The sequence below is a fragment of the Micromonospora sp. C97 genome (assembly GCF_018070385.1).
GTDB lineage: Bacteria > Actinomycetota > Actinomycetes > Mycobacteriales > Micromonosporaceae > Micromonospora > Micromonospora parva.
Genome location: NZ_JAGPXU010000004.1, coordinates 225057 through 238283, shown reverse-complemented (window position 1 = coordinate 238283; position 13227 = coordinate 225057). Strand labels below are relative to the sequence as shown.

The window sequence follows — 13227 nt, the reverse complement described above, 5'->3', positions numbered from 1 at the left end:
GGCGTCCGTGATCTTGACCTCGCCAGGTGTGCTGAACTGCGCTCTCTCACCCCGCCGCACGGTTCAAAGCGCTGGCCGCCCACCATCCGCCCACGCGCAGAACGTCCAGATCAGTAGTAGAGGAAACCGCGGATCACCGCGACGACCGCCAGCAGGATGACAATCCCCCAGACAACGTTCCGTCCGGTCGAGCCGAAGATCAAATAGGCGATCTGCGCCAGCAAGAAGATCGAACTCAGCACCAGATCTACGAACAGCAACACGAGGGTGAGCGCCAAGCGCAGCAGGAACCAGACAAACCCCAGACCGCACCACTTGTCGATTGTCGAGTCGTCGTATGCCCAGCGGGTGAATACGAAGGGCTTGTAGAGGGAGGAGTCCCAACCCCGGCTCCACTTCGCGCCGACGCTGGACCAGTACGAGTCCCCACCTTCCTTCACGTTCGCTTGATCCATTCGCTTGAACTGGATCTTCTTGACGGCGGCGCCGGTGACGTCGATCAAGACCTGGCCATCCTTGATCTGGATGGTGGTGGTTCCGTTCACGACCACGGTGAACTGGTCGCGTCCGGTCTGGACCTTGAACACCCTGTCAAACCCGGTGGCACCCTTCTTGCGGTCACGAAGCAGGACGTAGATCGTGCTTCCATCTCGGGGTGGGAGGGAGTACTCCGCTCCGATCGAGAACTCGCCGATCGGGGTGACAATGCTCGTCTCACCCTCAACCGCAACCCCATCCGGACCGACTGTCAGGGCCACCGGCAGCAGCGCAGGCTTGTATTTGACCTTGCCCTTACCCTCCCCCTCTGGGTCGCAGCCAGCGAGTACCAGCGCCAGAAGCAGAGGAATGAGCGTCAACCATATGGCGCGGTCTCGATATCGCCGTACTGGTGCAAGGCGCGGGGCGTCCGCCGTTGCCACCCCCCGACCGCAGGCAGAATGCACCTTCACCGTGTACCGCCCGCCTGACCTGCGACTTTCGACGCCGAGCCAGCTACACATGGTCGCCACATGATTACGAGTGTCCCCGACCTGGTCAAGCCGCTCTCGATCGACGATGCACCGCACTCTCTATTGATCCCGAATTCCGCCTCTGCCGGGCCGAACCGCCGGCGCATCTGCGAGCGCATCGCTGATCCTGTCGTTCATGGTGTCGCCTCCGCCGTCACTGCATTTGGCGTAGACGCGGAGCAAGAAAGACGGCGACGCCGTGGCCGAAGCGCCGGGCTACCTCGGTCGGCGGGACCATAGACAGCCTCAGCCGGTCGTGCCAAGCCGGCCAACTCCCTGGAACACGAGCACTCAATGCTCAGAAGAGTCCACAGCGGCAAGATCGACTTGCCCACCATCTGCCCACAACCAGTCATCAACGGCTGGACGCAGCCGGACTCGGCCAGACAAAACAACAACGGCCCCTGATCAGCATCTCTGCTGCTCAGGGGCCGTGTCTGCACTTGGCGGCGGGTAGAGGATTCGAACCTCTGAAGCTTTCGCGACAGATTTACAGTTTTTGCCCGTTCCCGTTGGTGCCTCAGAGTTGGTGCAGGATCACCGGATCCTTGATCTTTTTGTCGGCCGCCAACAGCAACGCCTTGCTGATGATCTCGCCGAGCCGGCTGTCGCCCTCGAAGGGCAGGAACATCTCCGGCTCCTTCGCCTTCGCCGAGGCAGGAACGATGCACAGGTACCTGTCGTCCGGGGCGATCAGGATGTTGCCCGAGCCGCAGTGGATGCGGTATGTGTGCAGGTCACCGCGCACTTCGAGGAACCGGTCGGTGACCGTGCACCGGCCGGCGATCGCCAGCCGGGGAATCAGCTCGGCCAGCACCTCCCGGCGGGTCTGGGCGGTCGGGGTGAGGTCGCCGAAACTGCTCTGCGACCAGTAGTCGCGGTACCGGCCCTGGGGGCCACCGTCGTACCAGTTCGGGTCGTTGCCCACGCCGGCCGCGGCCACGAACAGGTCGACGTCGCGCATCACCTCGCTCAGCACGACCGCCGGAATCTCCTCCAGCGGCACCGGCGTGCGTTCACCCCGGGCGAACCACAGCTGGTCGGTTCCCATCGTGTCGAACACCGCGTCGTCGGCACGATCCTCGATGCCCGCGATGTTCAGCTGGGCCCGCAGACCCCAGTCGGGTAGGGCCAACCAGGGCAGGTCGTAGCTGGCGCCGTCGTTGCGGTGCTGGACGTACGACCAGCCGCGCCGGGACAGCAGCGCGTTGAGACGGTGCTGGCGCACGATGTGCGCGGCGAACCGGTTGGAGTACGTGCCGGTGGCGCGCTCCGCGTCGGTGAGCAGGTACTGCTCACGGTGCGCCTGCTTGAACGGCTGGGTGATCGTGTGCCGGCCCAGGAAGTCCCGCCAGGCCTGGACCGCGGCGGGGTCGTCGACCGGGTGCCACAGCCGTACCGTGGCGTCGCTGGCGGGCTCGACAACCCTGTCGTCCACGCTCCGCAGGGCGTCGCCGCCCCAGCAGCAGGCCACGCCGTCGACGGTCCAGATGAGACGCCGGGCCAGGGTCCGGGCCAGTGGGTGGTCCAGGAAACGCTCCCGCCACTGCTCGACGGTCCACGCCCGGTCCCGCCGCAGCAGCCCCTCCAGGCGGTCGCGGGTGGCGATCAGCGTCGCCGCGACGTCCGTGACGGTCGCCTTCAGCTCCTTCAGCTCGTCGCCGTGCTCCTTACGCACCTGCACGGGTGGGGCCTTGACCACCTTGCCGTCCGCGTTGCGCCACACCAGGACGGCGTCGATGCCGCGCACCTCCAGCTCGTACGAGCAGTCACCCAGTTTGTCCGCGAGGGGAAGGCCGAAACCGGGCAGGCCCATCTCCTCGACGTCCTCGCGGCTGACGCCGAGCGCCTCTGCCTGCTGGGTCAGGCCTTTCTCCACGATGCGCAGGGTGCTCTTGTAGGTCAGCCGCGACGCGAGCCGGGCCAGTTGCGCGAGGGCGGCGGGATGATCGGAGTCGATGAGCGCCGCGACCGCGACGTTCGCCAGTTTCGGGCTGGCCGGGCCGTGGCCCGGAATCTTGCGGGCTGCTCGTTCCGCGATCTGGCCGAGGCTGCGCAGGGTCTCCTCCGACGACGGCAGCATCGTCCGCAGCCAGACCAGGCCCCACAGCAGCCCGACGTTGTAGCGGTCGATCATCCGGGGCGGGACGTCCGCGAGGTGGCCGGGACAACACTTGGTCATGCGCAGCGGCAAGGTACGCGCCTGCCCCACGAGCGGGAGCCAATCGTCGAGCCGGGCGGTGAACTCGTCGCCGCCCACCGCGTCGAGCAGCGACCGAGCCTGCTTGCGCCAGCCCGCCGACGGCTTCGCCTTGTCCGCCTCGACCGAACAGTGGGCCAGCAGCGCCTGCCACGCGGCCCGGCGGTCCTCCGGCATCGCCTCGACGTCCGCGATCGCGCGGTCGGCCCACTGTTCGCCGACATTGGGGATCGGCCACACCCGGTCAGCCTCGTCGCTCATGTCGCGCAGCGAACGCTCGACCCGGGTCCGGCGCCAGGTCGCCAGGGCCGCCGGGTTCACCCGCCCGGCCGACGCCTCCGCCTGGATGGACTCCCAGGTGAACTGCTTGAGCTGCGTGCTCCAGTAACCGAAGCCCAACCATGCCTGACCGCCCAGCCGGTCGAGCCAGACGGCGCCGTCGAGCCTGCCGCCGGAGCGCACGGCACGGATCAGCGTGCCCCGCCCGTCGCTGTCCTCCCCCGGTACGGTCAAGGCGTCGAACACCGTCTGCCGGACCGGCGCCGGTTGCGCGGCCAGCAGTTGCGCCGCCCGGGCCCACACCTCGCGACGGGCGCGGTCCCACGGGGTCTCGGTCTGGTACGCCAGCATCGGCAGGGTTTCGACCACTGTCATCGCCGCGGCGCGACGGCGATCATGGTCCGCGTCGTGGCCGCCCAGGTCCGCCACCGCGGCGGCAAGCAGTTCACCCTGCCGGATGGCCTCCGGCAGCAGCTCGACCTGCGGCGCAGCGAGCTGGTAGGGCCCGTGCGGATCGGTGAGCGCGGCGAGCAGCGCGGGCAGCGTGCCGGCCGACACCCAGCCGAGCACCGTGGTCATCCGGCTGACGAAATCCCGCCGTCCATGCTCGTTGAGGGTGTTGTCGCTCCGCTCACACCATCCCCTGACGGTGTCGACCACGTCACGCAGTGCCAACTCCGCGTCGTGCGTGTCCATCAGCCACCCACCAGCGGGACGAGCTTGAGGAAGGTGATCCGCGACCCCGCGTGCAGGCGGACCTTCTCGTCCAGGGCTGTCACCTGCCGGTCGTCGACAAGCACGACGAACCCGTTGCGACGGAACGCGTCGAGTGCCACCTGCGTCCGCGCCTCCGCGTCGACGTCAGCACCGGACTCGGCGACCTCCAGGAATGTCCGCCGCCGGATCAACTCGTCGAGGCGTAGCGACTCCTCGAAGACCTCCACGCTCCACTCGGGTCCGCTCGGGGCTCCGGTCACTTCATCGGCGATCGTGATCATCGGCATGGCGGAGAAGGTAACGCAGCCGTCCGACACGGCGTCCGGCGAAGGTGGGGTGGAGCAGGGCGGGGCAGCCACGCACGGGAGGGGCCCCGCCCGGTCGACCAGGAAGTTCGGCTGATCAAGCGGGTAGGCTCGTCACCGCTGCGTGCTGCGCTGACCGCCCGGCACCCCGAACAATCTCGCTCGCGCCGCTCCAGGGGGACGTCACCACGTGAGCACCCACTCGATGTTGCTGTTCGTGCTCGCCGCCGTCGCGGTGATCGTCGCCGTGCGGTGGGTGGCGGCCCGCACCGGACTGCCGGCGGCGGCGCTGCTGCCGCTCATCGGCATCGCGTACGCGTTGCTCCCGGGCCCCAACGTCGGGCTGGATCCTGACCTCGTGCTCATGGTCGTGCTGCCGCCGCTGCTCTACAGCGCCGCACTGGACTCCTCGCTGCTGGACATCCGCCGCAACCTGCGCATCGTGGTCAGCCTGTCCGTGCTGCTGGTGCTTCTCACCGGCGTTCTCGTCGGCATCGGTTTCCATCTGTTCGTCGCCGGCGCGACACTTGCCGCCGGAATCGCGGTCGGCGCCGCCGTCGCGCCACCCGACCCGGTGGCCGCGCTCGCGGTGGGCCGCCGGGTCAACCTGCCACCGAAGATGGTCACGATCATCCAGGGTGAGGGGCTCCTGAACGACGCCACCGCCCTGACGATGCTCAGCGTCGCGGTGGCCGCCGCGGTGGGCGGCGAATTCTCGTTCCCGGCCGCCGTCGGCCAGTTCGTGCTGGCGGCGGTCGGCGGGGTGGCGGTGGGGGCGGCCATCGCCTGGCTGGTACGTCTGGCCCGACCGCTCACCACCGATCCGTTGCTGTCGAACGCCATCTCGCTCGCGACACCGTTCGTGGCCTACCTGGTGGGTGAGGAGCTGCGCGTCTCCGGTGTGCTCGCCGTGGTGATCGCCGGGCTGATCGTCGGCCACCAGACGCCCCAGCTCGGCTCCGGCGCCGCCCGGTTGCAGACGAGCGCCGTGTGGCGGCTTGTCGACTTCCTCCTTGAGGGCTTCGTCTTCCTGCTGATCGGCCAGCAGCTCCCCGAGGTCGTCAAGGGCCTGCGCCAGTACGAGACGTCCACCATCGTCATCGCCGTGGCGGTGTCGGTCGGCGTGGTGCTGCTGCTACGCCCCGCCTGGCTGGTGCTGACGCAGTCCCTCCCCCGGTCGCTGCACAGCCGGTTGGGCGGCGTATCCGAGCAGGACGACCCGGACGAGCCCGGTAGTGCCCGGCAGGTCGCCCGCGCCGACCGCAACGCGGAACGACTGTCCCTGCGCGAGGTGACGGCGCTGAGCTGGTCGGGCACCCGTGGGGTGATCAGCCTGGCCGCGATCTTCACCCTGCCGTTGACCACCAACAGCGGGGTGCCGTTCCCCGACCGGGACCTGCTCCTGTTCTGCACCTTCGTGGTCGTCCTCGTGACGCTCGTCGGGCAGGGCCTGACGTTCGCGCCGCTCGTGCGGAGGCTGGGCCTGCGCGCCAACGAGACCGACCAGGCCCGGGTACGCAACGAGGCCCGCTCGGCGGCGGTCGAGGCCGCCCTGGCCCGCCTGGACGAGGTCGCCGCCGCCGAGCCGGACAGCGCGATGGCCGTCAACACCACCCGTACCCAGTTGCTGGCCCGACTGGCGCGCTACCGCGGGCGACTTGACCTGCTCGAACAGAGCGGGTCGTCGGAGCTACCGACCTCACCGCAGTACGAGACGGCGCTCCAGGTCCGCCGGACGGCCATCGACGCCCAGCGGGAGGAACTCGTGCGCTGGCGCGACAGCGGTCGGCTGCCCGACGAGGAACTGCGCGTCCTGGAACGGGAACTCGATCACGAGGAGTTGCTGCTGCCCAGGCGGACGTCCATCTGACCGGCCGACAGTGCGATCATTCGTGCTGGCCCCGGTCTATCGCCTGCCGCACCAGTGCCGCGCCCTTCTCCGGGTCCAGGCCGCTGGCGATGAGCAGGTCATGGGCGATGGTCCGGAACTCGCCCACGGCGATCATCCCGGAGTAGCCCAGACGGTGACGGTGCAGGCGGGTGGGGTCGCGGACGGACCCGCCCTGTGCCCGTCCGATTAGTTCGACAGCCTCCAGGATCCGCTCGCGCGGCTCCCGTGGCTCCTCCCGCGCGACGATCGCCGCGCGCAGGTCCAGCGCGCCGTCGGCCAGCAGGTCGATGGCGTCCGGGACCTCCTCCGGCAGCGGCTCGTGGTCCTTGAGTGCCGTCGTGAGCTGCCTCGCCAGAGATCGGCAACTGTGCACGCTGCGTTCCAGATGTCGGATCGACTCCGCGTGGAGGGCGAACGAGTCGCGTTCATGCCAGCGCAGCGGCGCGAGTCGTACCACCTCCTGGGCGGCTTGCAGCCCGTCCCGTAACGCGATGACCTGCGGGCCGATGTTCCGCAGCTCGCGCAGGCCCTGCTCGGCCTGTCCGAGATCCCGCAGGCGCAGCGCCGCCGCCAGGTGGTGCATGGCGGCCACCGCGGGACCGACCACGGGCTCGGCCAGTCGGTGCAGTGTCCGCCGCGGATGGATGGGTACCAGCAGCAGACTGACCGCCAACCCGATCAGCCCTCCGACCGCGGCGTCCACGAACCGGGGAATGGACAGGTCACGGACCGGTGGTTCGAGGGTGGCGATGAGCACGGCCGTACCGCCGGCCTGGGTGAGCAGCGAACCACCGCCCTTGAGCAGGATGGCCACGATGATCGCCAGCAGGACCACCCCACCGGTCTGCCACGGGCCGATGCCGAAGAGCGGCATGAGCAGGTCACCCACGGCGAGCCCGAGCACCACCCCGACCAGCAGTTCGATGGTGCGCCGCAGTAGGGAGCCCATCGCGGCGGCCGTGATGCCGACCGCCGCGGTGGGCGCGAAGACCGGGGACGGATTGCCGAGGAACTGGTACACGACGAACCAGGCGAGCCCCGCCGCGATGGCGGCCTGCACGGCGAGCAGACCGTAGAGCCGGAACCGCCAGGAACGTACGCGCCACGCCTCCCGCGCCCGCTCCCGCAGGCTGCCGAACATCCGGTCGACGCGAGAACGCCCGTGTGGTGCCGAATCCAGGTCGGCGGCCGAATCCTCGCTCGCGGGCATGCGCGCCGCTTACCCACCAAATGAGGACCTATCCGCGCTGCCGACGCCCGCGCGGGCCCTGCTGACCGTTGCCCCGCCGGTGCGGGTGACATCGACCGGCGGGGCTTCGATCACGGTACGCGGACTACCTCTTGGCGATCTTGATCGTCGCCGTCCGGTAGTTGTTGCGCCTGTCGTTCTTCGTCGGGTCGTAGTTCTTCTCGATGTTGCCGGCGCTGTCCACCGAGAACCAGCGGAAAGTCGTCGTCTCGGTCACGTGGAACACCTGCCCCGGCTCCCGGAACTCGGTGGCCGCGTAGCGCGGCGACTGGAGCGTGGGCCGGCTGCCGTCGGTCGTGTAGTAGATGGTGGCCGGCTCGCTCGTCTCGAAGCGTACGTCCACCGGCCCGCGGTAGGTCCCTGCGCCGGGAACGAGCTGCGATGTCGGGTTCTTCCTGTCCCGTCCCCAGTCCGCCGCCACCCGGAACATCTCCATGATCCCGTTGGCGTACTCCATCGTCTCGGCGTGGCCGCTGACCAGCTCGGGGTTGCCCGCCCACTCCGGCTGGAACGAACCGCCCTGCCAGTCGCCGGTGGCCGGGTTGTAGACGGAGCCGCCGACCTCCCAGCCGAAGGCGTAGATCCCGTAGGTGTGGTACAGGTCCTCGCGCACGTTGCCGGCGGAGGAGTAGAGGACGTCGGACGAGCCACCGACGTTCTCCGGCGTGACGACGGTCTCCCGGTGCGCCTTGACCTGCGACAGGATCCGGGCCGCCGACTGCCAGTAGAACGCCTCGTCACCCAGCGGCGGGCGCGGCGTGGTGATCCGCCCGTCAGCGACGTACGCGCCGGGCTGCCAGAACAACTGGCCGCCGTTGGAGTGCACCGACATCATGAACTTGATGTTCCTGTACTTCTCGACGAGCCAGATGATGTTCTTCGACTCGGGCTCGGACAGCTCCTCCGGGCCCTGGTAGGTGCCGCTGACGCAGTTGGTCGACCCGCCCGCGTACCCGTCGTGACCCGACCCGACCCGGTAGTTGCGGTTCAGGTCGACGCCCCAGGAGTTCCGCTGCCCAGGATCGGCTGTCGCGTCCGGGCAGTGGTTCGTCAGGTTCTTCCGCTGCGAGGCGAAGTTGTAGAAGCTGTAGTTCGCCCCGTCGGGGTTGTTGGAGAGGATGAAGAAGACATCGGTGTTGTTGACGATCTCCTTCGTCTCGCGGTCGGACCGGTAGTTGTGCACCAGACGCTCGGCCGACTCCAGGCTGGTCGTCGCCGGCACCCACTCGCGGGCGTGGTCCTGCGCCTGGATCAGGACGCCGGGCTTCTTGCCGTCACGGTGCTTGCCGATCCGCAGGACGGGAATCGTGACCGGGCCGCGGGGCACCTCACCCTCGGGCGCGCCGACGCGCTTCTGGTCGAGGAAGTCGGTCAACGCGACCGGGCCGGCCGTCGCCGCGACGACGCCGGTGCCCGTGTTGGTGCGGTACGGGTGCGCCCGGTCGATGAGGCCCTGGGACCCGGTCCGCAGCGCGTCCGCCACCTGGGTGGCCGTGCTCGCCGGAGCGCCCGAGGCGTCAGTGGCGAGCAGCACGCGGACCGCCTTGCCGGTGACCTCAACGGCGAGCGGCAGGTCCGCCTCCGGCCGGTCCACGAACTCGACAGTGACGTCGTTGCCGCCCTCGTGGCCCCACGCCGCCGAGCTGACCACGACCGCCGACTGCCCCGTACCGCCGATCGTGGCCTGCGCCTTGCGCTGGTAGCCGTTGGTCTGGTTCGGGAGGTAGACGATCTCGGCGATGTCCGGGTACTGGCGGGCGATCTCCTTCGCCCGGCTGTAGAGCTGCTGCGGGTGCTTGTACCCGTCCACGAAGTCCGACTTGTAGGACGGGTTCGCCGTCAGCGGCGGCGGGGCGTCCTCCAACCAGTCGGAGACCTTGCCGGTGGTGACGCCACCGGTCGAGCTCGTGACCCGGATCTGGGTCGGCCGCGTGTCGAGCTTGAACAGGTTCCGGTGGAACATGTACTGCCCGGAGTCCACGAAGCGGCTCATCGTCCGGGCGAAGCCGAACGAGGTGCCCCGGCCCGAGTCGTTCTCCAGCTGCATCTCGACGACCGGGTCCGCCTGCTGTCCCTCGGTGGTGCGCGCCTCGACGTACAGGAAGCCCTGGCCCTTGGTGGTGAACCAGTCGGCGCGGGCGATCCGCACCGTCGCGTCGTGGCTCGCCGGCTGCGCCGTGCGGGCGGCAGCGTTGCCCTGGATGCCGCCGTCGGCCTCGTCACTCCAGACGAAGCCCGCGTCGTCGGCGAGGACCTCGACGCCCATCGTCGTCAGTTCGGTGATCTGCTCGGCGGTGACCACCGCCTCGCCCTCGATGCCGGTCGGCACCCGCTTGAGACCGTGTTCGAGGTCGAAGCCGGCGGCGACGACCTTGTCCAGCATGTCGGCGCCGGCCAGCCTGACGTGTACGCGGCGGACCTGGTCCCGGCTCTCCAGCTGGGATGGTGCGGAGCCGGCCGTGGCGGCCGACTGCGCGGGATCCGCGCCCGCCGGCCCGGTCGACACGAGGACGCCCGCCAACAGTGCGGGCAGCGCCACGAACGCGATGCGCCGTTGTCTGCGTCGCATTGTCCCCTCCTTCTCCTTGCGACAGGTGGATGATGTGCTCGCGACCATCCACAAAGAAGGGATGGTTGACGCTCGCGCACCCTGGGTCGGGGCACGGTGAGGGTTGGCGTAGCGAGGAGGTCCGGGAGGCCGTGCGCGAGTTGGCTGAGCGTATGCGGATCTTCGACGGCATCGGCTCGGATCAACGTAATTTGAGCATTACTTGAGGCACCGCACGACGCCGCAGCGCGCCCGGGGTGACGGGCTGTCGCGCGCCCTCGCCGACTCCCGTCGACCGGCCGTGGTTGATCCGGCACCGGCGGGGTAGCTGAACAGCATGCGACTTCCCACCCTGGTCAAGACCGCGGCGGCGGTCACCGTCACGGCCGCCGCCGGTACGGCGGTGAACGACACCTCCAACGGCTGGTACCGCCGACTGCGCAAGCCGAGCTGGCAGCCACCGCCCGTGGCGTTTCCGCTGGTCTGGACGCCGCTGTACGCGCTGATCGCGGTGGCGGGCGCCCGTGCCCTGGACCGCACCAGCGGAGCCGAGCGCGCCGCGTTCACCCGCGCCTACGCGCTCAACCTGGCGCTCAACTTCGGGTGGAGCGCGTTGTTCTTCAAGGCCCGCAGGCCCACCGTCGCGCTGGCCGAGATCGCCGCGCTCAACGCCTCCAACGTCGCGCTCATCCGCCGCGCCGCGCACGCCGACGCCGCCGCAGGTGCCGCACTGGCCCCGTACGTCGCGTGGACCCTCTTCGCCACAGTGCTCAACGGCGCCATCGTCCGCCTCAACAGCGACAGGTGACAGCTCAGTTTGTGTGACCTGGGCGGGTCTCAACCCATCTCCACGGTGTACGAGAATGTCCCGTGAAGGCGAGGTTGTGAGCGTGACCTATCACGCGTACCCGAACAGGACCGACCTGTCGGCGGTAGTGGACGCGGCCCGCCGCGGCGACCACGCCGCGATGGATGAGCTGGTCTCGCACTACCTACCCCTGGTGTACAACATCGTGGGCCGGGCGATGAGCCGTTCCGCGGACGTCGACGACGTGGTCCAGAACACGATGCTGAGCATCGTACGCGGGCTGGCGGGCGTACGCGATCCGCGGCTGTTCCGGTCCTGGCTGGTGGCCGTCACCATGAACGAGGTACGGGCGCACAAGCAGTACCGGCACACCACACCCACGGCGCCGGAGGACATCGACAACCTGGTCGTCCCGGGCTCCGACTTCGAGGACCTGACACTGACCCGGCTCCGCCTGTCCGATGAGCGCCGGGAGGTCGTGCTGGCCACACGGTGGCTGGATGACGACCACCGCCATTTGCTGTCCCTCTGGTGGCTGGTCGAGGCCGGTCACCTCTCCCGCGCCGACCTGGTCGACGCCCTGCGCCTCGACGCGCATCTCGTGACCGTCCGGGTGGGCCGGATGAAGGCGCAGCTGGACACCGCGCGGCTCGTCGTACGGGCCCTCACCGCCCGGCCCGGCTGCGCCGGCCTCATCGACACGGCCGCCGACTGGGACGGCCAGCCGGCTCCGGTGTGGCGCAAGCGGCTGGCACGGCACATCCGCGACTGCACGTACTGCCCGAACACCACCTCCGATCTGGTTCCCGCCGAGCGGCTGCTCGCCGGCCTCGCGCTCACGCCGGTCCCGGCCCGCCTCGCGTCGGACGTCTCCCACCAGGCCCAGCTCGTCGCCACCTCGCAGGGCGCCGCCTCGACAGGCGCGTACGCGAAGGCCGGACTGGCGCCCAAGGCCCGCCTCACGGCACTGTCGCTGCCCAAGACCCTGGTCGGCGCCGTCGCGGCCGTCGCCATGGTCGGAGGAGGCGGGCTCATCATCACCACCTACGCCGACCGGCCGACGAAGCAGCCGGCGAGCGTCACAGCCGCCGAACCCTCGGCGCAGGTCACCGACCCCGCCCCCGAGCCGACCGAACCCGCTGTCGAGTCGCCCTCCCCCACGGCGCCCGAACCCTCCCCGAGCGCCGCACGCCCGAGCCCCACCCCCAGCAGGTCGGCGACGCCGACGCGAACCCCGTCACCGACGCCGAACAGGCCGGCCAAGAAGTCGGCCGCCGCTCTGCCGGCCGGCGTGTCCGCCGCCGAACAACGCCTGCTGGTGCTGCTCAACGAACGACGCCGCGCGCTCGGGCTGACCGAGGTCAAGATGCGCACCAACGAGCAGAACCTCGCGGAGGACTGCGTGAAGCAGAACCTGGACGCGGGCACCTTCGAGCACTGCGGGCACGAGGTCCTGTTCGCGTCCTCGGGCAACTCCCCGCCCGAGCAGATCATCGAGGCGTGGTTCAACAGTCCCGGCCACAAGACGGCACTGACCTACGCCAGCTCCCGCTTCGCCGGCCCCGCCATCGTCTACAACGGCTCCCGCCAGATCGCCGCCATCAACATCGACTACTGAGGCTCTCCGGCCCGGCGACTGTCGTCGCCGGGCCGGCCCGCCTACGCTCCACCCCCGACAGGTGGCATCGGCCGCACGGACGCCTCGGCGGCCAGCCGCGCCGCCAACCGTTCATCGAGGTACGCGGCCACCCGCGCATCCTCGGCCGGGGCCAGCGTCGTCCGGCACAGGTACCGCGGCTGCTGGTCCGCGCAGTCCAGGCGGTACGCCTCCCGCATCCGAACGGCGTGCCTGATCGCCGTCCACGGCAACCGCAACGCCGCATGAGCGGTGTGCCACTCGATGGCCTCCGCAGTGAACACGTACCGCACCGGCGCGCTCAACTCGGCGTGACGTCGCAGGTACGCCGAGCCGTTGATCAGCCCCGCGATGCACCAGACCGCCCCGAACGGGACGCCGAACAGCCCGGCTAGGAGCCACCCGCCGTCGGCAGTGAACGTACCGAGGCTCGTGATCGACAACAGCAGACCCGAGATGACGAACAACCAGCTCATCCGCCGCAGATCCCGTCGCAACAACCGCGTGAACCGCACGTCGGGAGTGACGAGCAGGTCGAACCCGCCCTGGAAGCCTCCCTGGTTGAGCCTCACGTCGCTCACGCT

At 69.5% G+C, this 13227-nt stretch carries 9 protein-coding genes; 3 read left to right on the top strand and 6 right to left on the bottom strand.

Annotated features, from left to right (window positions below):
* Nucleotides 1–110: 110 nt before the first annotated feature.
* The 3 genes from KBX26_RS09180 to KBX26_RS09170 form a co-directional block, all read right to left on the bottom strand.
* Nucleotides 111–920, bottom strand: coding sequence for a hypothetical protein (locus tag KBX26_RS09180; RefSeq protein ID WP_210865166.1), 810 nt, complete (start codon nt 918–920; stop codon nt 111–113).
* Nucleotides 921–1530: 610 nt separating this feature from the next.
* On the bottom strand, nt 1531–4185 hold the full coding sequence (locus tag KBX26_RS09175; protein WP_210860057.1) for a DUF4132 domain-containing protein: 2655 nt from the start codon (nt 4183–4185) through the stop codon (nt 1531–1533).
* Nucleotides 4185–4493, bottom strand: a complete 309-nt coding sequence (locus KBX26_RS09170; RefSeq protein WP_210860056.1) for a hypothetical protein — start codon at nt 4491–4493, stop codon at nt 4185–4187. Before KBX26_RS09170 ends, KBX26_RS09175 begins: the two co-directional genes overlap by 1 nt.
* A gap of 208 nt (nt 4494–4701) precedes the next feature.
* Between KBX26_RS09170 and KBX26_RS09165 the strand changes: the two genes are divergently transcribed.
* A complete protein-coding gene (locus KBX26_RS09165; RefSeq protein WP_374224240.1) occupies nt 4702–6381 on the top strand; it encodes a Na+/H+ antiporter in 1680 nt (559 codons plus the stop codon).
* 16 nt (nt 6382–6397) lie between these two features.
* Here the strand turns inward: KBX26_RS09165 and KBX26_RS09160 are convergent, their stop codons facing one another.
* Together KBX26_RS09160 and KBX26_RS09155 are read right to left on the bottom strand one after the other, a co-directional pair.
* Complete coding sequence (locus tag KBX26_RS09160) at nt 6398–7612, bottom strand: aromatic acid exporter family protein (protein ID WP_210865165.1); 1215 nt, start codon at nt 7610–7612, stop codon at nt 6398–6400.
* 124 nt (nt 7613–7736) lie between these two features.
* On the bottom strand, nt 7737–10220 hold the full coding sequence (locus tag KBX26_RS09155; protein ID WP_210865164.1) for a M14 family metallopeptidase: 2484 nt from the start codon (nt 10218–10220) through the stop codon (nt 7737–7739).
* Between the two features lie 316 nt (nt 10221–10536).
* Here KBX26_RS09155 and KBX26_RS09150 point away from each other — a divergent pair, with 316 nt between their 5' ends.
* Together KBX26_RS09150 and KBX26_RS09145 are read left to right on the top strand one after the other, a co-directional pair.
* Entirely contained in the window at nt 10537–11007 is a 471-nt protein-coding gene (locus KBX26_RS09150; RefSeq protein WP_210865163.1) for a TspO/MBR family protein, read from the top strand.
* Between the two features lie 82 nt (nt 11008–11089).
* On the top strand, nt 11090–12625 hold the full coding sequence (locus KBX26_RS09145; RefSeq protein ID WP_210865162.1) for a sigma-70 family RNA polymerase sigma factor: 1536 nt from the start codon (nt 11090–11092) through the stop codon (nt 12623–12625).
* A 41-nt stretch (nt 12626–12666) separates the two neighbouring features.
* Here KBX26_RS09145 and KBX26_RS09140 read toward each other — a convergent pair whose 3' ends face one another.
* Nucleotides 12667–13224: a hypothetical protein gene (locus KBX26_RS09140; RefSeq protein ID WP_210857790.1), complete on the bottom strand. Its 558-nt coding sequence runs from the start codon at nt 13222–13224 to the stop codon at nt 12667–12669.
* Between the last annotated feature and the right edge of the window lie 3 nt (nt 13225–13227).

Coding starts and splice junctions, on each gene's coding strand:
- KBX26_RS09175 (WP_210860057.1), bottom strand. CDS start 4,185: ATGGACACGCACGACGCGGAGTTGGCACTGCGTGACGTGGTCGACACC.
- KBX26_RS09160 (WP_210865165.1), bottom strand. CDS start 7,612: ATGCCCGCGAGCGAGGATTCGGCCGCCGACCTGGATTCGGCACCACAC.
- KBX26_RS09155 (WP_210865164.1), bottom strand. CDS start 10,220: ATGCGACGCAGACAACGGCGCATCGCGTTCGTGGCGCTGCCCGCACTG.
- KBX26_RS09150 (WP_210865163.1), top strand. CDS start 10,537: ATGCGACTTCCCACCCTGGTCAAGACCGCGGCGGCGGTCACCGTCACG.
- KBX26_RS09170 (WP_210860056.1), bottom strand. CDS start 4,493: ATGCCGATGATCACGATCGCCGATGAAGTGACCGGAGCCCCGAGCGGA.